The organism is Frankia sp. BMG5.60 (assembly GCF_059428125.1).
On the sequence record NZ_CM182091.1, the window covers coordinates 2,970,899 to 2,991,895 of the forward strand.

The 20,997-nt window shown below is 71.2% G+C and carries 11 protein-coding genes and 1 pseudogene; 3 read left to right on the forward strand and 9 right to left on the reverse strand.

Annotated elements, in window-relative coordinates; all coding sequences use genetic code 11:
- Positions 1 to 55 precede the first annotated feature (55 nt).
- Positions 56 to 901, reverse strand: a complete 846-nt coding sequence (locus tag AC5R91_RS11905; RefSeq protein WP_495392703.1) for an IS5 family transposase — start codon at positions 899 to 901, stop codon at positions 56 to 58.
- Positions 902 to 1,260: 359 nt separating this feature from the next.
- Between AC5R91_RS11905 and AC5R91_RS11910 the strand changes: the two genes are divergently transcribed.
- A complete protein-coding gene (locus tag AC5R91_RS11910) occupies positions 1,261 to 2,100 on the forward strand; it encodes an IS5 family transposase (RefSeq protein ID WP_495392532.1) in 840 nt (279 codons plus the stop codon).
- A gap of 645 nt (positions 2,101 to 2,745) precedes the next feature.
- Entirely contained in the window at positions 2,746 to 3,987 is a 1,242-nt protein-coding gene (locus AC5R91_RS11915; protein WP_495392706.1) for an IS256 family transposase, read from the forward strand.
- 1,161 nt (positions 3,988 to 5,148) lie between these two features.
- Here AC5R91_RS11915 and AC5R91_RS11920 read toward each other — a convergent pair.
- The 7 genes from AC5R91_RS11920 to AC5R91_RS11950 all read right to left on the reverse strand — a co-directional run bounded on the left by AC5R91_RS11920 (position 5,149) and on the right by AC5R91_RS11950 (position 18,742).
- Positions 5,149 to 5,553: a type I-E CRISPR-associated protein Cas6/Cse3/CasE gene (locus AC5R91_RS11920; protein WP_495397211.1), complete on the reverse strand. Its 405-nt coding sequence runs from the start codon at positions 5,551 to 5,553 to the stop codon at positions 5,149 to 5,151.
- Entirely contained in the window at positions 5,480 to 6,682 is a 1,203-nt protein-coding gene (locus AC5R91_RS11925) for a beta-1,3-glucanase family protein (protein ID WP_495397212.1), read from the reverse strand. Before AC5R91_RS11925 ends, AC5R91_RS11920 begins: the two co-directional genes overlap by 74 nt.
- A 384-nt stretch (positions 6,683 to 7,066) precedes the next feature.
- On the reverse strand, positions 7,067 to 8,458 hold the full coding sequence (locus AC5R91_RS11930; protein WP_495397213.1) for a TIGR02679 family protein: 1,392 nt from the start codon (positions 8,456 to 8,458) through the stop codon (positions 7,067 to 7,069).
- Positions 8,455 to 12,714, reverse strand: coding sequence for a TIGR02680 family protein (locus AC5R91_RS11935; protein ID WP_495397214.1), 4,260 nt, complete (start codon positions 12,712 to 12,714; stop codon positions 8,455 to 8,457). Before AC5R91_RS11935 ends, AC5R91_RS11930 begins: the two co-directional genes overlap by 4 nt.
- Entirely contained in the window at positions 12,711 to 14,036 is a 1,326-nt protein-coding gene (locus AC5R91_RS11940; RefSeq protein ID WP_495397215.1) for a TIGR02678 family protein, read from the reverse strand. Before AC5R91_RS11940 ends, AC5R91_RS11935 begins: the two co-directional genes overlap by 4 nt.
- The gene (locus AC5R91_RS11945) at positions 14,033 to 15,586 is read right to left on the reverse strand and encodes a TIGR02677 family protein (protein ID WP_495397216.1); all 1,554 of its coding nucleotides are present in this window, start codon (positions 15,584 to 15,586) and stop codon (positions 14,033 to 14,035) included. Before AC5R91_RS11945 ends, AC5R91_RS11940 begins: the two co-directional genes overlap by 4 nt.
- A 129-nt stretch (positions 15,587 to 15,715) precedes the next feature.
- Positions 15,716 to 18,742 (reverse strand): ATP-binding protein, encoded by a 3,027-nt coding sequence (locus AC5R91_RS11950; RefSeq protein WP_495397217.1) that lies wholly within the window; start codon positions 18,740 to 18,742, stop codon positions 15,716 to 15,718.
- Positions 18,743 to 18,886: 144 nt separating this feature from the next.
- On the opposite strand from AC5R91_RS11950, the gene AC5R91_RS11955 reads away from it, so the two are divergent.
- Positions 18,887 to 19,876, forward strand: coding sequence for an alpha/beta hydrolase (locus AC5R91_RS11955; protein ID WP_495397218.1), 990 nt, complete (start codon positions 18,887 to 18,889; stop codon positions 19,874 to 19,876).
- Between the two features lie 111 nt (positions 19,877 to 19,987).
- On the opposite strand, the pseudogene AC5R91_RS11960 reads toward AC5R91_RS11955, so the two are convergent.
- Positions 19,988 to 20,979 (reverse strand): annotated as a pseudogene (locus tag AC5R91_RS11960) (IS5 family transposase).
- Positions 20,980 to 20,997: the final 18 nt, after the last annotated feature.

The window sequence follows — 20,997 nt, forward strand, 5'->3', positions numbered from 1 at the left end:
CTGTACGGTGCTTGCTTGCAGAGGAGAGCCCTTAGAAGGTGTTTGAGATCGTCGGTTAGATGATTCTCTGTAGCGGTCGGGGACCGGGCCGGTGGGCGGGGGTGCGCCGGTCGATGCGACGGACCATGGTGCTGATCATGGCCCAGCGGATGAGGGATTCGGCGTGGTCGGGGCGGCGTTCGTAGTCGCGGGCGTGCCGGCGATGCGCGGTGATCCAGGAGAGAGTGCGTTCCACGACCCAGCGCCGTGGCAGGACGGCGAAGCCCTTCTGTCCGGCCGGCTTGCGTACGACCTGCACGGTCAGAGTCAGGATGCGGGCGGCCCAGTCGACGAACGTGCCGGCGAACCCGCCGTCGGCGAACACCAGCCGTAACCGCCGGCCGGCGAAATAGGTGTCGAGGAGAAGCCGCCGGCCGCCGACGGTGTCGTGCGTGCTCGCGGGCACGACCAGCACGGCCAGCAGCAGACCCAAAGTGTCCACGACGACAAACCGCTTACGGCCGTTGATTTTCTTGCCCGCGTCGTAGCCGCGGGAGACCGCGGGAACGGTGTCGGCGCCCTTCACCGACTGGGAGTCGATGATCCCCGCCGTCGGTTCCGGGTCACGTCCGTCCTGCCGGCGAGCCTGATCCCGCAGGGCGTCGTGGACACGTTCGGTCACACCCAGATCGTGCCAGCGGGCGAAGTAGTAGTAGACCGTCTGCCACGGCGGATAGTCCGACGGCAGCGCCCGCCACGCACAGCCGTTGCGCACGACGTACAGGATGGCGTCGACGAGATCGCGACGGTCGTGCTTCTCGCGGCGGCCGATCGACGCCGCCGGCGGCAGCAGCGGCTCGACCAACGCCCACTGGGTATCGCTCAGATCAGACGGATAGCGGTGACGGTGACGTCGCGGCATCCCCTGACCGTCACCCGCCCAACGACCCGGTCAGGCCCCTTCCCGGTGAGTGCACACCCATTGCACACCCCGAACATCACAGCCAGCTACCAGCCGGAGATCTCAAACACCTTCTTAAAGGGCGTTTGATCCCTCTCCGGGGATTGTCGACTGGTTCGTTTCCCACCGATGGTCACGCATAGCAGTTTTACGCCGAGATCCATGCGCGATCCAAGCTGCTTTGGCCGATATGACGCCCATGACAGCGCCGCGTTAGCGCCGAAAGATCCTGTCTCATCCCGCCATCTGACGGTCTACGACCTTGCCAGTGACGGAAAGAAATCCGGGTAGCCACCGCCGGTCCGCGGTAGGCCACAACCATGACCGAGCAGCGACGCTACCCCAGCGACCTGTCCGACGCCCGATGGAGACTGGTCGAGCCCGTGCTGACCGCCTGGCGCGCCGAACGACACCGCAAAGGCCTGACCATCGGACGCCCCCCGGCGCATGACCTACGCAGCATCCTGAACGCGATCCTGTATGTCGACCGGACCGGTATCCCCTGGCGCTACCTTCCCCACGACTACCCGCCCTGGGAAACCGTCTACGGCTACTTCGCCCACTGGCACAACGACGGCATCCTCGACCAGCTCGTCGCCCTGACCCGGTGCCACGTCCGCACCGACGCAGGCCACGACCCTGAACCCACCGCCTGCGTGATCGACTCCCAGAGCGTCAAGACCGCCCCCACCGTTCCGGCTGCCACCCAGGGCATCGACCCCGGAAAGAAGATCATCGGACGGAAACGCACCATCATCGTCGATACCCTCGGGCTGCTGCTCACCGTCCTGGTCACCACCGCCGGCACCTCCGACAGCCGTGCCGGCCTCCAGGTACTGACCACCGTTGCCGCCACCCATTCCAGAATCCGTAAAGCCTGGGCTGACAGCGCCTACCGCACCATGGTCATCGAGCACGCCGCCGGGCTGGGCATCGACGTCGACACCGTCCACCGCGACCCCACAACCACAGGGTTCATTCCTCTTCCACACCGTTGGATTGTGGAACGTACCTTCGGCTGGCTGATGGGCTACCGCCGCCTCGCCCGCGACTACGAAGCCCACCCCACCCGCTCCGAAGCCATGATCAACCTTGCGATGATCGACCTCATGGCCCGCCGCGCCACCGGCGAATCCACCTCAACCTGGCGAGGAACATAAACCCGAACAAGACAGAACCCACAGGATCGAACACCCTGTTAGGGAGCAGGCTAATATTCTCGCTCTGATACCGACCCTGCGCTTCATATCTTGGTCCGATCTGAACAGTGTAACAGCATGGTCACCTCAAGCCGTCTACCTGGGGAGACTCTGCCTATTCCAGGCTGGGACGGCCGTAGCCAAGCCCGTCACATGCATCAACGGAATTCAGTCGACGGCTACGGATACCCTCACCGAAGGCAACGAGGCATAGAATTTACCTCGACCTTCCGGCGGAGGGCAAGTACGACAACGGGTTCGCGTACCCCTGACGTCCAGATCAACAGTTGTCAGCGTTGATCGGCCACTTTCCCTTGAGTCTCCGTCAGCCGGGAGCCTCTCCGCTTGCTGGCCCGTTGCGGCGGGGACCAGTTCGTTCGAGCCAAACCAGGTTGAGCCCGGCATGCCTTGCTCTCTGCTCTGTTGAAACCCGGGCGACCATGTACCCATCGCTGTACCCAAGCCGGCGGAAGTTGAGTCCACAGACGTGGTGTACGGGTTGTGATCGTCTGACGACTCGCCGGAGTGGCGGTCCGTGACGTGGGACGGCCACCGCGTGATCCTCTCGAGAAACATGCGAAGGCAACTCGATGAGGAGGAAACGCGATGGCCGTGCGTCCGACTGTGACCGACGCCGACGGGCTGGGCAAGGAACTGGTGGCGGCGAGTCCGGATCTGTTGGGTTCGATGGTGAAGGCGTTTGCGGAGGCGTTGATGGGCGCTGAGGCAGATGGGATCTGTGGTGCGGAGTACGGGGAGATATCACCGGATCGGACGAATCGTCGGAATGGGTACCGGATGCGGGAGTGGGACACGCGCGCCGGGACGATTGATCTAGCAATTCCGAAGCTGCGGTCCGGTTCGTACTTCCCGGAATGGCTGCTGACACGCCGGCGGCGGGCGGAACAGGCGTTGATCTCGGTGGTCGCGACGTCCTATCTGCTCGGTGTTTCCACGAGAAGAGTGGACAAGCTCGTGGAACAGCTCGGGGTGGCGCATATCTCGAAGTCGCAGGTGTCGGAGTTGGCGAAGCATCTCGACGGCCAGGTCGAGGCGTTCCGCTCGAGGCCGCTGGACGCCGGGCCGTACCGGTTCGTGCAGGCGGATGCGTTGACGATGAAGGTCCGCGAGGACGGCCGGGTCGTGAACGTCCACTGCCTGCTCGCGGTCGGGGTCAACGGCGATGGGCACCGGGAGATCCTCGGCCTCGACGTCGTGTCCAGCGAGGACGGGGCCGGCTGGCTGGCGTTCTTCCGCGGGCTGGTCGCCCGCGGCCTGTCCGGGGTCCGCCTGGTGACCTCGGACGCCCACCGGGGCCTGGTCGCGGCGATCGGGGCGACGCTGCCGGGCGCGTCGTGGCAAAGATGCCGGACGCATTACCTGCGCGACTTGTTGACGTTCACACCGAAGTCGTCGCAGCCGTGGGTCGCAACATTGGTCCGGACAATCTTTGATCAGGCGGACGCGAACGAGGTGGCCGTGCAGTTCGACCGGGTCGTCGACGCTCTCACCGAGAAACTACCGCGCGCCGCCGCACATCTGGAAGAGGCGAAAGCGGATCTGCTCGCGTTCACCGGCTACCCGCGGGAGATCTGGCGGCAGATCTGGTCGTCGAATCCGCAGGAACGGCTGAACAAGGAGATCCGCCGGCGGACCGACGTCGTGGGTATCTTCCCGGACCGTGGTGCGATCATACGTCTCGTCGGCGCGGTCCTGGCCGAGCAACACGACGAGTGGATCGAAACCCACCGCTATTTCGGCCTGGAAATCCTCGGGAAAGCCGACGCGGGGAACACGCCGGCCGACACACCCGAGATCAGCGTGACACCAGAAACACTCACCGCATAAACTAAACCAAGGATCACGCGGAGTCACCCTCCGTACACCACGCCACCGGACGTGACCCCGGCGGACGGCGGTGGACACTGGCGGACACGGACCGGGGCCGAAGCCCAGGTCGCGCCGACCTGGTGGACGTCGACGGACGTCCGCGGACGAAGCGCCCGCTACTCTTAATCCGCGGGTTCGGGGTTCAAGTCCCTGACGGCGCACCCGTTCTCACTGCCCCGCAAGGGATCCGCTTCGCCAGCGATCTTCATCTGCGGGTTGCCCCCCGTTAACCCCCTACTCTCGTCCCACAGCATCAGTCGTCATCGCTCGCCGGTGATCGTCACGCAGCGTTATCGAGTGACCTTGCTCACAGGACCTGTCGAGCCTCGTTCACTCCATCGCCCGTTGGGTCGCCGCAGATGCGTGTGACAGCCCTGCGTGGGTGCGACGGTCATTTGAATGGCACGGTCGCTCTTCAGCTTCGCGCAAACCGTGGGGTGCCCGAAGTCGGAAATTTTGCACCCATAATTCAGCGCGCCACGATACGACGATGCTGGCCCCGCGGGATGATAGCTATTATCCACACTCCTGTTCTGTTTAATCCTCATGCGGGTATGTGGATGTCCGGTCCAGATCGGTCCAGATCGGCACGGAGTCGCGTACTACACCGCACACAAATGAAGCCTCGATGCTGCGGCTGGGCGCGGCGACGTGCGGAGCGAGCCACTCGCGCCGCAGGAACGACGCCTTGCCGCAACGGATGATCCCCGCGCATACGGGCGGACGAGAAGCACCGCCGGCGACCATTGATCCCCCGGAGAACGATCCTCGCGCATGCAGGGCAGACTCGTGAATGCTCCGCGCGGGAATCCTCCCGGGAGGATGATTCGCGCGCGTGCGGGGCGGACAGGAGGCCAGCCCAGACGTCGAGCCGATATACGGGATGATCCCCGCGCGTGCGGGGCGGACCCATCCCACGCCGGACGACGAGATCACCCGACCGATGATCCCCGCGCGTGCGGGGCGGACCCCTTCGTGACCTGCGCTTTCTCGGCTGGGCTTCCGGGTTTTGTATCGGTGAGATTGGGCGGTGCCCCAGACCGTTGACCACCTCACAACCTTGACGGGCGGGCTCGGGTGATCACCGCGGGCCGCGCAGATCTTCGACGGGCCGGGATTTCAGGATGCGGCGCGGGTCTTTGCGATGGTGAGGAGGCCGCAGCCGAGTCCTTTGGCTGTGCCGACGCCGTGGGTGAGGGTGTGGCGGAGGTGGTCGGGGTGGGTGATGGTGAGGTGGCCTTGGTAGGTGACGCTGGTGAGGGTGATTTGTCGGCGGGTGGGGCCGTTCCCCGGGGTGAAGCCGGCGGCGCCTTCCCGATGCGCTACACCGCCGCGGTGGGTAGCGCCGGGTAGCCGCAGATCATGAACGAGCGGGATCGCGCCCGGGCATTTTCGAGGAAGTCCGCGCTGCTCGACCGTCGGCTTCCCGGCCGCGGGCGACGGTGTCGGTTCAGAACGGAGTGAGGGACAGCGTGACCGAGGTCGGCGCGGTGTCCTGGACATAGGACGCCAGGCCTGCGACATCGTCGAAGGGGAATCCGTACGCCTTCCCGTCCGCGGTGTTCTCGTGCATGACCCGCGCGTAGTGATTGGTAACCGGATCACGGTAGAATCTGGCCGGATCGGTTGCCGGCTGGGACGGCTGCGTCAGCAGCGTCGAGCGGTTGAAGGCCGCGCCGAGCACGGCGGCGACCGGCCCGGTGCCCCCGTCGTTCGGGGCCGCGAGCGCGCCGGCGCAGTACAGAACGTCGCGGGTGCTCGGCCGGGCGAACGGCGCCACCCCGCCGTCGAAGCGCAGCAGATCGCCGGTCACCGACCCGGTGACGGTGCGCGGGCCGGCGGCGACGGTGAGCGGACGCGACGCGTAGGCATTCCACACCGCGTCGATGTAGGAGTCGTAGTAGGTCGCTGGAAAGATTCCGGCGTCGATGCCGTGCCCGGGCGCGATCACCCGGACGTCGTCAACCACCAGCGGGGCGAACGTGGCATCGGCCCGGAGCGCGGCGAGGATCGCGGCCCGCCCGCCGGCGGTGAGCTGGCCGGTGCTCTGGTCGGCCGTGCCGCGCAGCCGGATCGACAGCGGGACGCTGAACATGTCGACCATGGTGGTGTTGCAGAACATGCCGGTCGCGTTGTGGGTGAACTCCATGAAGTCGTGTATCACGGCGTAGCTCGGATCGTCGCGCACCCAGCCGGCCGGGTGTTGCAGGGCCGCGTTGCCGGCGGCGTCGGTGACGACCCGGAACCTCAGCTTCGAACCGGTCGAGACGTAGACCCGTCCGGACATGTCGGCAGGAATGGCGAAGGGTGTGTCGCCGTCCGCCACGAGCGGGATGGACAGGTCGGCGAAGCCGTCCGGCCCGTTGGCGGCCAGCGAGAGCCGGGCGACGGTGCCGTCCGGGCGGACGAAGATCTGCTGGCCGGTGTTCAGGTCGGTGCCTACGAGGTAGATCCAGATCTGGTCGTTGGCGTAGCGGTAGGTGTGGTTGACGATGGTCAGCGGCAGGGCGCCGCTGGCGGCCGGAGAGGTCTGCGCGGCCGCGCGGGTGGCCGCCAGCGTGGTGGGGCCACTGCCGCCGCCGGCAACGAGCGTGGCGGCGCCGCCGACCATCGTGGCGGACGTGCCGAGCAGGAATGAACGTCGATTCGGCATGTGGAGGACTCCTCGGAGGAGGGGATGCCACCGCGGCGAGACCGGGATCCCATCATGCGCCGGATATGTCGGATGTTCGGGGGCGACGGTATCGCAGTGCGATGAGCCGCGCACCGATTTGCGTGTTCGCGGGTGTGACGGCCGCCGCGCTCGCCGTGACGAGTCGGGGCGGCCCCACGTGCGGCGAGTCCTCGCCGCGAACGGTCGTCGGGCGGGACGCCTACCGCAGGCTCGCCATCGGGCCGAGGGCACGAACGGTGGTCCGGCGGTCAAGCGGCGTCGTCGCGGACGTGGCCCCGGGTCCCTGAGCAGACCGCGGCCGTGGCCAGTGCGGCGTTCCCGAAAGGCACACTGGCGATCCGTGTCCGTGGAACGGGCAGCACCTCAGTTTGTGCCAGCGCAGCCGGCTGCCGAGCATCGCGCGGCAGTGCTACCCGCGACGAGGGGGGCGAGGTCGGCGAGCAGGAGGGGCGCGAGCCGTTCCTCGGGAATCGCCAGGTTCCGAGCGCGCAGGGCGGCAGCGAGGTCGGCGTCCCAGGGCGCCTCGCTGACCTGGCCGGGCCGCGCCGCGAGAACCGGGCCCTCGGCAGGCGCGCAGGCCCGCCCGTCCGCCACCTCCGCCCCGGCCGACACGGCGGCCCCGTCCGCCACGGCGGCCCCGTCCGCCACGGCGGCCCCGTCCGCCACGGCGGCGAGGTAGTCGGCGGTGGCCATGCGCCACGGCTTGGCGTCGGTTCGCGCCATCACGTGCGCGGCGATCCGCAGCCCGTCGCCGTCGAAGTCACCGTGGTAGTGCAGGTGGGCGCCGGCGGCGGCGAGGCTGCGCAGCAGCATGATCGCGGCGCCGGACGGCCAGCCCGCGGTGCAGACGAGCGGGGGGCAGGACGCCCCGAAACGGGCGATCGCCATGGTGACGAGCGAGGGGTTCTCGACGATCCACACCGGTCCCGCGCAGACCCGCAGCGCGGGCCAGGCTCTCACCTGGGCCAGCGTGACGACGCTGGCCTGCCCGGCCTCGGCCCACAGCAGCAGGGCGCGGCTGAGCGCGTCGTCGCCGGTCGGGCGCAGGCCGGCGACGAGCACCTGCGCGGACACCTCGTCGTTGGCCACCCCGGCGCGCTCCCACAACGCGCGGCGCGTGTCTGCGTCGGTCGGTGCCGCGACGCCGTACAGGGCGGCCAACGCGCGCAGCACCAGCGTGGACAGCCGCGTCCCGTCGTCGAGGGCGTGGGTGCGTCCGAGGATCGCGTCGGCGAGGGCGGGCAGGGGCCGTCCGTCGGCCGGGAGGGCGGCGACGACGCGCAGCGCCGCGTCGAGCAGCGCGCGGGTTCCGTCGACCGAGCTGTCGACGATTCCCGCCCGCCGGACATCGGCGACCCAGGTCGCCAGCGCGGGCTCGGCGGTGACGACGGGATGCGCGGACAGCCATGCCCACAACTCACGCCGGGCGCGTTCGGTGGCGGCCCGCGCGCCGGCGCGGTCCCCGATCGGGCCTCGCAGTGTCTCGACGACGATGCGGGTGTCGACTCCGAAGGACGAGCGCAGCACCGCGTGGAGGCGATCGAGGCGGACTGTGGCGACGTCGCCGGGCAGCCGGTCCAGGCCGAGCAGGTCGGCGAGCGCGGCCTGCTGGTCGTCGTCGAGTGGCCCGATGCGGACGGAGAGCACCGGCCGCCCCGTCGAGAGGCGGGCGTGCACCGCATCCCAGAGCGGCGCGAGGGCCGGTCGGTCCAGGGCGGCGGCGATCGTGGGCCGCTGCGCGGCGTGCGGGGTCACAGCGGGTCGCCGTCGGCGTCGGTGAGGCGCAGGCCGTCCCAGGTGAAGCGGGCCGTCGTCACGGCGTCATCGCTCCCGTCCCCGGTGATGAGGGTGTGGATCGCGATCCCGTCAAGCTCGCGGTACATGCACCACTCGTGGTCGGAGGTGATCATCAGGTCGAGGTCGAGGGAGGCGAGCAGCTCGAACACCTGGCCCCGGTTCGTGCTGTCGACGCCGACGAAGACTTCGTCCAGCAGGATCAGGCGCGGCGCACCCGGCGCGGACTGGTAGTGCGCGGCGAGCGCCGCGAACAGGGGCAGGTGCAGCGCGATGGCCTTCTCGCCCCCGGACAGCGCACCGTGCAGCTTCTTGGTCAGCGGCTGCCAGCCCTGCTCGGTGCCGCGGTCGATGCGGACGATGAACTGGTGCCACGCGGTGTAGTCGAAGACCTGCAGCAGCAGGTCCTCCCAGCCGATCGCATCGTCGCTGTCACGGGCCTCGTCCAGCCGTCCACGCAGGAACGCGTGCAGGGTCTCGCGGTCGGACTCGCCGAGCTGGCTCGGATCCCTCAGCAGCAGGTCACGGGCATCGCGGGTCGCCGCGGGCAGGGTCGGGTCGACCCGCCACAGAATCTGGACGGCGATCCGCGACGCGGTGCGCACCCGCTCCAAGCGGACGTTCATGTCCGCGACGAGTGCGTTGGCCTGGCGGATCCGGTCCGCGATGTGCCGGCGGGTGTTGCCGGTCAGTGTCCGGTCGAACAGGTCGCGCTCACCGTCGGTGATCTCGGCACGGGCACGGTCCCGCTCGTCGCGGACGCTGTCGTGGAGGTGGGCGGCGCCGACCCGGACGCCGTCGACCGTCGCGGTGAGGATCTGGACGTCCTCGTCGGGGTCCAGGACGAGTTCCGCCCGGTCGGCGAGGGTCTGCCGGCACTGGTGCACGGCGTCGGTCAGGCGGGTCTCTGCCTCCTTGATGTTCCGCGCGGCGTGCGGGGTGTTCGCGAGCCCGGCGGCGACCGAGCGCGCGGCCTCGAGGGTGACCCGCACCCCGTCCGCCCCGGAAAGCGGCGGGTCGAGACGCGCGTCGGCGGCCAGGGTGCTGTTCCCGAGCCGGCGGAACCGGGCCGCCTGGGCATCCCGGTTGGCGACGGCCGTGTCACGGCGCTCCCGGTCCACGACACGCTTCGTGTTGAGTTCACCGGCGCGGCTGTCGAGGATGCGCAGCGACTGCGCCATCGTCGCGCGCTGTGCCGCCAGATCCGCGATCCGGCTGCGCAGGGCGGCGATCTCGTCGAGAACCTGCCGGTAGCCAGGCCCGATGGCGGCCTCGACCCCGTCGAGCTTCGCCCGGACGCGCTGGACCTCGCCGTCTCGTTCGGCCGAGGACGTGGCGAGCATGAGTGCGCTCTCCCGGGAGGCGGCGGCCACCTCGGCCGCGACGGCCGCGGCCCGCCGGGCGGCGACGGCATCGTGGTGACGGTCGAGCCAGTCGTCAGCGAGCCGACGGAAGGTGCCGACGGCCTCTTCGACGGTGTCGAGGGAATCCGGGTCGGTCGGCAGCCCGTGCTCGGCACCCGTCGCGGTCAGGGCGCGGGTGGCGGCGCTCACCGCCGCGACCCGTACCTGCACCTGTTCGAGCGTCTGGTTGACCATGTCGGCGCGCGCTCCCAGCTTCGCCTCCGCGGTCTCCAGCACTGCGCGCGCGTCGTGGACGGCGCGGTGGCTCGGCCGGGCACGCCGGTCCGCGGCGACCCGTTCCCGCCGCGACGCCAGCGCACCGAGCTCACCGTCGATGCGTGCCAGCGCGTCGACGACGGCACCGATCAGCTCGGTCAACTCCTCGATGCGGCGGCGGCGGGCCCGGTCGCGCGCCAGCGCACCGATGTGGGCGGGTTCGGGTTTCGACCAGCTGCCGCGGGCCGCCGCCAGCCGCCAGGTCCCATCGGCGCCGACCGCGACCGGATGCCCGTCGGGCGCGGTGGTGCCGACGGCGATCCCTGCGAGCAGGCGACGTACGCGGTCAGCGGGCACAGCCGTGTCCGGCTCGGGCACGAGCAGGGCGCCCAGGCCGCCGTCGGCGGCCGGGACGACGAGGTCGATGTCGATGGTCGTGTCATGCCCGGAAACGACGAGCCCGCCCGCCGGGAACACCCAGGCGTCGAGCAGGCCGGATGCCTGCAGCGCCGCCTCGATGCCCGCCTGGACGTCGGGGGCGACGGCGTCCTGGAAGGACACCAGCCGCCACAGCGGCGCGCCGGGCAGTGCGCTGCGGTCGGCGGTCCGGGTCGGCGGGGCGGCCGGAGGCAGCTCGGCGACCGTCGTGAGGCGTTCCAGTTCCGCCGCGTGCTCGGCGCGCTTGTCGGCACGATCCTGCCGGTCCCGGGACAGCTCGGCCGCTCGGGCGGCAACCGCCTCCAGCACCGAGCCGGCGACGTCGTCGACGATCCTCAGCACGTCGGGTTCGGCCTCGGTGGCGTCGAGCAGCGCGGTCGGGTCGTCGAAGCGCAGTTCTGCGCAGCCGTCGGCCCACCTGGCCAGCGCCTCGCCGAGCGCAGTCAGCTCGTGGCCGTACGCCGCCACCGCCTCGTCCCGCGCGGTCGTCGCGAGCGCCAACGCCTCGCGCGCCTGTTCCAGGCTCTGCTCGGCGCCGATCCGCGCGTCGACGGCCAACCCATGCTCGCTCAGCGCGCGGCGCACGGCACTGATCTGACGGCTGCGGGCGTCGACTGCCGCCCGCAACAGCGAGCGCGGCCGCACCGCCCCGACCCGCCCCGCGGGGGCCTGCGGGGCGGCGGCCGGCTGGGCGGGGGCCCGAGGCATGGAGCCCCGCGCGGCCGGATGGTCGTCGTCGCTCCCGTCCGCGACGACGGTCGTGACCTCGTCGTAGGCCGCGGCCATGCCGGCGCGGTCGGCGGCGGTGCGAGCAGCGTCCCGTGCGGCCGCGAACGCGGACTCGCAACGCGCCGCGCCCGTCTGGGTCCGACGGGCGGTCCCCTCGTCGTCGTCCGCCCGGGCGCCCGCCCCATCCGCCTGCCGACGTGCCTCCCGCGCCCGGGCCGCCGCCTCCCGGGCGTCCCGGCGCAGCTCGTCGAGCTGCCCGCCGACCTGGTATGCCTCGCTGAGCATCAGGCCCTCGATCCGTGCGCCGTGGGTGTCGCGCTCGGTCTCGGCGGCCGCGGTCCGCTCGCCGAGCGAGTCGCGTTCCGCGACGACGCGCTCGTACTCCTCCTGGCTCTCCCGGGCCGTGCGGGTGACCTCGTCCATGGCGCTGGTGGCGGAGATGAGGCCACCGGCGGCCGCGCGCAGCACCCGGCTGGCGTACGTCCGCTGACGGTCAGCCAGCACGCGCGCGGCGTCGACCTCCTCGTCGAGGCGGCGCACGCTCTCCCGCTGGCGGTCCAGCCGTTCGAACCCCTCGGCCAGTTCGGCGATCTCGGCGGTACCCAGCGGCGGCAGCGCGCGGGACAGCAGCGTCGACAGCAGGGACGGGTCGAGTCGCTCCGACAGCTTCGGCGTCCGCAGCTGCAACATGGCGGTGATCAGACCGCTGTAGCGCTGCTCGTTGAGGCCACCGAACAGCTCGGCGCGGATGGCCGCCCGGTAGTCGGCCGCGTTGTCGTACACCTGTCCCGAGTCGTCGAGGTCGGCGACGAGCCGCTTGCGGGTCAACGGGGCGTTCGCGTCGTCGACGACGCTCAGACCGCCGGGCAGGCCGATCCGCCTCGTGGTCGTGAAGTAGTCCGCCGACGCCGTCGTCGTGTGCATGGACGCCTGGAGTCGCGCACCGCAGGTGAACCAGCGCTCGCCGATCGTGCCCGGCCCCTCGTCGGCGCCGAGATCCGGGCCGAGGGCCCGGGCCGGATCGGCGACCGGGCCCACGACCGGGCCGGCGACCGGGCCGGCCTCGTCGCCCGTACCGCGCTCGGGAAGCTCGCCGAAGCGAAACTCGATCCAGACGTAGCCGACGCGGGTCCGACCGCTGGCGCCGTCCCCCATCAGGTTCCAGTGCATCGTGCGTTCCGACCCGCCGAACGTCGACAGCCGCCGAGGTTGGAGGTTGGCGTCGAGCAGGTACGGCAGCAGCAGCTCCAGCGCCTTGGACTTCCCGGTGCCGTTGCGGCCGCGCAGCAGCAGCCGGCCCCGATGGAAATGGAACGTCTCGTCGTAGTAGCGCCAGACGTTCACGATTCCGGCCCGGTGCGGCCGCCAGCGAGCGGCTCGAGCGGCGGGCCCGGGCGACACCGGGCGGGCGGGCAGCCTGGTGACACTCACGCTTCGATCCCCTCACCCCGCCCGGCACCCCCGGAACGGGGCAGGGCGTTCTCCAGCCGCGACCGGTCCTCGCGATGGTCGCGGTAGCGCGCCGCCGCGGGCAGCGCGCGCACGACGGCCGACGCCCCGGCCTGGCCGGCGTGGCCGGCGTCCAGCGCGGCGAGCCCGAACATCCGCAGCTCGGCGACGGCGTCCTCGGCGAGCCGCTGGGCGCCGTCCTCGGACCGGTACGTCCTCGCCCAGGACGGCAGCCGCGCCAGCATCCGCCCCGCCTCGACCGTCAGCTGTTCGGTGGTGAGACCGGCTGGTGCGGCCCGCAACGCGTCGAGCAGCACCAGTGCCGCGATCTTGGCATTGCTCGCGTCGTCGGGGAACCGGCTGTCGGTCGCGATCCCGTCCGGGTCGACGAGCAGGTATCCCTCGGCCCGCTCCTCCAGCTCGAAGCCGGCGATCTCGGCCGCCCGCCGGGCCTGGGCGCGGCCGGTCTGCGTGGCCAGGTAGGCCAGCTGCGCCTCGGTGAGCTCCGAGCGGTACACGACCGGGTCGTCGACCAGGCGCCGGATCACTGAATGGCGTAGCCACAGGTTCCGCCGGGCGTCGGAGACCGTCGGCCCCGCGGACGCCGCGTCCCCGTACCGAGGCTCGACAAGCATGCCGGCGATGAGCGCGTCCAGGCCGATCCCCTCCCCCACGTCGCCGACCGGGCTCGCCCCCGGTGCCACCCGCGACGGGGCCGTCGGCGCGGCGAGCAGCCCGACCAGGCGGGTGGTGTCGACCCGATACAGCACCTTCGCGTCCTCGGACTGCACGTACGCGTCGGTGACGCCGTCCACGGCGCTCACGACGCCGAGCTGCTCCAGGAGTCTCAGCGCGTCGACGTAGGCCATCCGCTCGGCGCGGCTCGCCGTGTCGAAGGGCGGCAGCGCCGGATCGGCCGCGCAGGCGGACGCGACCCGGTCGGCCAGCAGCCCGATGGTGGTGACGGGCCCGCCCATCAGTTCCGCGGCCACGACGCAGAACAGCACGTACCGGCGCCGGTCGAAGGGCGCCCGCGTCGACCGCGATCGCCGGGCCGAGCGCGACGGATCCGGCTCCGAGCGGATCTTCACCAGCCTGGCGTAGCCGGCCCGAGGCTCGACGACGAGCTGCCACCCGCAGAAGTAGTCGAACCAGTCGCTGATCGGTCCGCGCCGACGCCGCACGATCGTGAACCCCTCCGGGTCCCCGGCCGCCGTCAGCAGCGGGCTGGCGAGCAGCAGCCGGATGCCCCGCGCGACGTCCTCGCGCTCCTCCCGGACGTGCTGGTTCGCCGATGAGCTCATCTCGCCGTCTCCGCCGCGCTCTCGGGGGCGCGCGCGGGCCGGCCGAGGACGGCGATGTCGACGATGTGATCGGGCGCGGTGAGGACACCACGCGGCGTGCGGATCATCGCGAGCCGGCCGTCCCCCGTCGGACGCGCGACGATCTCCACCCGCCCGTCGGCTGTGACGGCGCGGCGCGCACCCGAGCTGTCGAGCGGCCCGTCGAGCGCATGGCCCAGCAGGTCCAGCAGGCGCGCGAGCCCCTCGTGGTCGAGCTCGCGCACCGCCGACAGGCGAACGGGACCGTCGGTGCGCAGCCGCTCCCAGGCCGCCTCCAGGTCGACGCGCTCCCGACGCGCCCGTTCCTGTCGCTCACGGCGGATCGCGGCGACGTCACGGACCCGCCCCGGCCGGGAGAACCGCTCGGCCCTGCCGCCACGCCGCAGCAGGGTCGACACCTCGACCGGCGGCGCTACCGCCCAGCTCACGCCCGTCGGCACCAGTTCGGGATCGACGTGGCGCAGGTGTGCGTGGCGGGCCGGTGTCAGCCCGAAGGCCGCGCCCCAGAGCCGGTGCAGATCGTCCTCGGCGGGTGCGGAGGCGAACGCGCGGGCGAGCACGCGGAAGTCGCGCGCCGCGCTCGACGACCGCCGCCGCGACTCCCCGATGCGTTCCAGGGTCGCGAGCAGGGCGACAATGGCCCGCCGGGCCACCGTGTGCAACTGCGCCGCCCGCGGTGGTGAGCCGTCCTGCGGATCGAACCACAGCCGCAGGCCCTCCCAGCGCAGCCTGCGGTGCTCCAGCCAGTCCGGCTTCGGATCGTCTATGCCCATCGGTGACAGCTCGGCACCGAGCAGCGCCCGCCCGCGTAACGCACCGACGCCCTGGGACTCGACCCGGCGGACCGCGTCGCGGATGGCACGCGACCGGTGATCGAGGTCGGTGACGAACTCCTGGAGGTAGGTCACCGTCGCCCGCTTCACCTCGTGAAAGGTACCGAGGTCGGCGTTCTCCGCCCGCAGGAGCCGCTGCAGTTCGCCGTTGAACTGCTTCGTGTTCGCCCGCAGGGCTTCCAGATGGCTCTCCAGCTCGCTAAGCGTCGTGAAGATCCTTCGGTCTGACGAGGTCTCGTCGAGCATCAGGGCGTACAACGCGTCGAGTCTGTCCACGATGGCGTCCAGGACCGCGGTCTGCAACGCGCCCGCCGACGCCAGCACCGCCAGCGCATGCTGGACGCCGGCGAACGCGGCCTCCCCACGCCGGGTCAGCGAGTACTGGAGGTTGCCGCGCTCGTACTCGGCGGCCGTGGAGTAGTCGGCGCCGTGGTTCTGAATGACATCGAGCAGCTGCCATTTACCCAGTTGGGACAGGGCGCGGCCGAGCTCGTCCTGACCGGGGACCCGGAAGAACCCGACGGAGGCCAGCCGCTGCTCGATACCGTCCGGACCGAGCGCGGTCTCCAACCGCTCGTTCGCCTCGCCGAACACCTGCAGGACGGCCGTGTACAGGTCGGCATTCTGCTCGGTGGCGAACCGGAACATCTCGGGTGGCACCCGATGCGTCGACGTCATCCCGCTGACTCCACTGTGGTTCCTCCTCGGCCGCCCGCGCTCAGCGACCGAACACGCCCTTCACGGTAGCCAACGGCTCCGACAGGATACGGAAATGAGGAGCGCCACGATCGGAGCGGCCAGCCGCGGCTAGCCGGCGGCGCACCAGCGCAGGGAGTCCTCGACCAGCGCGCGCAGCGGCGTTGCGTCCCAGCGGTAACCGGGGGCGGGAGCGCTGGGCCGGGGATCGAGCCCGAGCCCGCGGACCTGCTCGGCGAATCCCACCGGCGCCGGTAGACCCGCCCGGCCGCGGGCGGTGTTCCACCGGGCGGTCAGCTCGGCCGCGGCGGCCCGGTCACCGAGGCTGGTGGCGAGCAGCGCGGCGACCAGGACGGCGAGCAGCGCGCTGTAGTAGTCGTCGCTGGGCAGCACGGCGTCGAGCGCCGCGCACAGGTACCTGCGCGCGGCGGCGAGGTCGCCCGAGCGTCGCTCGACCTCGGCGAGCAGGGTCCGCGGCGCGTGGTCGCGCGACAGCCACGCCGGTCGGGCATGCGACAGCACGGGTCGAAGGGCGGTGCGTGCGCGAGGAAGGTCTCCGACGGCGAGCGCATGCTGTCCGAGTGCGACGACCGCCCGATCGGGGCTGAGGGCCGCCCCGACGGCGAGGTCGGACGGTGTCAGCTCGGCCGCCGCGGCCGCCGCGGCCAGCAGGTTCCGGTCGCCGGTCGCTGCCAGCAGCCTGACTATCGTCCGATACGACCGGACCGGAGCGCTCAGCCGGTCGGAAAGCCGTTCGGACTGGTCGCACAGCAGCTGCGCCGACTGGTAGCGGCCCCAGGTGACAAGCACGCTCGCGGCACAGACCAGCACGAACGCGAGCGGTTCGGCCGCGCCCGGCTCCAGGATGCGTAGCGCCACCGCACCGGACGATGCCGCTCCAGGACGCCCTGCTCCGCCGAGATCGGCCGGGTCAGCGGCGGGCCTGCCGGCGTTCGCCCGCAGCGCCGCGTCGACCAGGGCGACCGCGTCCGGGACGGCACCGAGCGCGGAGGCGTCCAGAATGCACAACCGGTAGAACAGGTTCTGGCCCATCGCCTCGGCGTGTTCCCGCGGCCAGTCCTCGGCCAGCGCGTCGAGGTCGGCGGTGCACGCGGCCGCGGCGGCGTACTCGGCGCGGATCGCGTGGGCCTGCCCGAGCCGTAGCCGGGCGAGGCAGCGCAGCGCAGGCGGCACCTGGTCGCGTTTCTCCCAGGCGGCAACCGCCCATCGCTCGCACTCCACCACGGCGGATCCGCCGGCGGCCCAGTACTCGAAGGCCAGGCTGGTGAGCTCCACCGCCTCCGACGGCCGGGTCGCGTAGGCGTGTTCGAGCACCGTCCGCAGATTGCCGACGTCGGACGAGTGGCCCCGCCACCGGCGCAGCCGGGCATCGAACTCCGCCAGCGCGTGGCTGTCGCGCAGCACCTTCAGACAGTGGTCAAGCTGGCGGTGGCGGGCCGAATCCGCCTCGCCGAAGTCCCTCAGCCGCAGCGCCGCGAAGTCCCGCACCATCTCCGGCAGCCGGTAGCGCGGCGCGCCGTCCCGCTCGTACGGCAGCACCAGGGACTGGTCGACGAGAACGACCAGCGTCTGCAGGATCGGCGTCGGTGGGATCGACGTCGGTGGGATCGGCGTCTGCCAGACCGGCGCCCGCGGGTCAGGGGTCGGGACGACAGATGTCTGCAGGTCCGGCGCCCGCATGACGGACGCCGGCAGGATCGACCTCGGGGAGACCGGCACCGGGGAGACCGGTACCGGGGAGACCGGTACCGGGTTGATCGATGCCGCCAGGGCTGCGGCACCCGCAACCAGGGCGGTCTCGGCCATGGCCTGCGCGGCGGGGAGGTCGAACCCGCCGCGGAACACCGACAGCCTGGCCAGCAGCCGCTGGGCGTCCGGGTCGAGAAGCCGGTAGGACCAGCCGACGGCCGCCCGCAGCGTCGCATGGCGGTCGGTCCCATCGCCGACGCTCAGCAGGGTGAGATCGGTTTCCAGCCGATCGGCCAGGTCGGCGACGGTCAGCACGCGCAGCCGCGCGGCGGCCAGCTCCAGCGCCAGGGGCACGCCGTCGAGCTGCCGGCAGATCCGGGCCACCGTGTCGAGGTCTGCGCCGGTGACCGGGCGGATCGGTGCCGCGTCCGACGCCCGCCGCAGGAACAAGGCCACCGAGGCCACGCGCGCGTCGACCGGACCACCCGGCGCCGGTAGCTCCAGTCCCCCCAGCGGCCACACCAGTTCCTCGCCCACGGCCAGCACCCGCCGGGAGGTGGCGAGCACGGTAAGCCCCGGGCAGGAGGACAACAGGTGTCTGACGAGCCCTGCGCACGCCGGCGCCACGTGTTCGCAGTCGTCCAGCACCAGCAGCGACCGTTCCCGGCCCGCGGCCCGCTCGACGGCCCGGAGCAGGTCCTCCTCGCCGCTCGGATCGCCGCTCGGGTTACCGGTCGCGCGCAGCCCGAACGCCGAGCCGATCGCCCGGACGATCTCCCGCTCGTTGCGCGCCGACGCGAGCGCCGCCCACCGCACCCCGCCGAGGCAACCCTGGTCCGGCCCAGCGGCCCGGATCGTCCGGGCGAGCTGGCGGGCCAACGACGACTTGCCGACCCCCGGCGGTCCCAGGACGGTGACCAGCCGTCGGCCCGTCACCAGGTCCAGCAGTTCGGCCTGCTCCCGGGCTCGTCCGATCAGCTCCTCCGCGGGGTCGACGGTGGAGGGAGACGCGACCCGCTCGGCGGCCCGCTGGTCGGATCCGAGGGCGCGCAGGGCGCGCCAGGCCTGCTCCCAACGGCGGGCCTCGCCGTCGGAGAGCCCGCAGGCACGGACGAATCGGGTTACGAGATCCAGCGACGGCAGCCGACCGCGTTCCGGGCTCAGGCCGGCGGCAATCGTGCTGCGGGCGATTCCCGTCCGCCGCCGAAGCTCCTCGTAGGAGGGATCTCCTGACCAGGCTTTGAGTAGACGCAGCTGGCGGACGAACTCCGCCGGCGTCCGGGCGGAGTTCGGGTCGGGGCCGGGCGGCACGGCGGTGCCCGGAGCAGATCCGCTCGCGGCCTGGACCCCACCCGGCCGCCGAGGCGGCGGGACGTCTCCACTGACGGCGACCACGAGGGCAAGGCTACCTTCAACCAGGTTATTCATGTTCATCCAATTCGATCCGGGATCGGACAAACCGGTCCAGGTTCGTCCTGATTCGCGACCTGGCTGGATCGAGGCGGATTAGCGTCCCAGGGCATGAGGACACGGAGATGGAGACGGTGGACCGTACTGCCTTCGGCCGTCGTGGTGAGTGCGCTGGTCGGCCTGGTCGCCGCGAGTTCTCCGGGGCAGGCGGCGACCTGTCAGACGGTCGGAAGCAGCAGTGACGACGGTTCGTCGATCACCTGCGTGACCTATCCGGTGTCCGGCGATTCGCGCCTGGTCGACCTGACGATCCACTCGACGGCCATGAACGCCGACGAGACCGTGCGGCTCCTGCTGCCGACGGACTACAGTGCCCAGACCGGCCGGACCTGGCCACTCCTCTACCTGCTGCACGGCGGAGCGAACAGCAGCTCGACCTCCGACCACACGGCCTGGACCGCCAACACCGACATCGAGAGCCGGACCGCCGGCCACGACGTCCTCACCGTCATGCCGGACGCCGGGAACATCGGCTTCTACAGCGACTGGGTATCGGACCCGGCGAAGTGGGAGACCTTCCACATGGTCGAGGTGCGGCAGCTACTCGAACGCAACTACCGCGCCGGATCCGACCGGGTCGCCGCCGGCATGTCCATGGGTGGGTTCGGCTCGCTGTCCTACGCCGGGCGCCACCCCGGCTATTTCAAGGCACTGGCGGCCTACAGCGGTCTCCTGCATCCCTTCGGGGATTACCAGACCATCCAGACTCTGCTGGCGGCGTCGGCGAAGAACATCAACGCGCTGTGGGGCGATCCGACGACGTCGTCCGGGGCCGCGACCTGGCAACAGCACGACCCCTACCACCTGGTCGACAGCCTGACGGCCATCCCGGTCTACGTCTCGTCGGGAGACGGTACCCAGGGTCCGAACGACCCCGACCCCGGCCTGGTCAACCTGGAGCCGCTCGCGAACGGCGAGAGCCATGCCTTCGCCGACCGGCTCGAGTCCGCCTACCTCGACGCACATCCCGGCGCCACCAGCGATCCGCTGCTCACCACCCACTTCTACAGCCCCGGCCTGCACGACTGGCCCTACTGGAACCAGGAGCTGCACGCCTCGCTGCCCATGCTCTTCGACGCGCTCGGGGTGTAGAGGTCCGCACAGGCACCCGGGCCGGGAACGCGCCGTGGGACCGCGCCAGGTTCCGCGTCGGGTCTCCCGGCCCGGGCAATGATCTCAGCTAGGGCCTGTTCTGGGTTCGGATCATGTGGTTGGCGGGCTGCGTAGCCAGAGGATGGACCCGCGTAAGTGGAGTCCCGCGGTGTAGCTTTCGGGTGTCTTGTCGTAGCGGGTGGCCAGACCCCGCCATTCCTTGATCTTGTTGATGCCGCGTTCCACGGTGTTGCGGTCCTTGTAGAGCGTGGCGTCGTGGCTGACCGGGCGGCCTCCGGCGCTGCCGCGCCTGGTCCGGTTGGCCATCTGGTCGGCCTTCTCCGGGATCACCGCCCGGATCTTCCGGGCGCGCAGGTCGGCGCGGTGGGCCCGACAGGAGTAGGCCTTGTCGGCGGCGACCGCGTCCGGCCGGGTCCTGGGACGGCCGACCGGCCCCCGCATCCTGATCTTCTTCAGGACCGGGAGGAGACGCGGGCTGTCCGCGGCCTGTCCGGGGGTGAGGATGAGGGGCAGCGGGCGGCAGCGCCGGTCGGCCGCGAGGTGCACCTTGCTGGTCAGCCCGCCCCGGGAGCGTCCCAGCTCGGCGGCCGTCAGCCGGGCCCTGTGGCGGCGGCGTACCGCGCGCCGTGCCTGCCCGGTGTCCTCTCCACTCGTGGACACCCCCGCTACCGGGTCGTTTTGTCCGGTTGGTGAAGCCCCTTTTCCTCCGTCAGGGCCTTCTCCAGGTCCTCCAACAGATCCGGGTCGATCACCATGCCCGCCGCGTGGTGATGCGCGCGGGCGACGGTGGAGTCCACGCTGACCAGGCTGAGATCAACCTCGCCGCGGGCCGCCGCCTCGGTGATCATCGCGTCCATGAGGGTCTGGAAGACCCCGTCACGCGCCCACATACGGAACCGGTCGTAGATCGTCGACCAGGAACCATAGCGCTCCGGCACGTCCCGCCAGGGGCTACCGGTACGGAACCTCCACATCACCGCGTTGACATAGCTGCGCAGGTCAGGGATCGGCCCGGACGCCCCCAGCGGGAGGTGCGGCTCGATCAACTCCCACTCGCCGTCGGTCAGATCGCCACGCGTCATACAACCGTGCTACCAGCT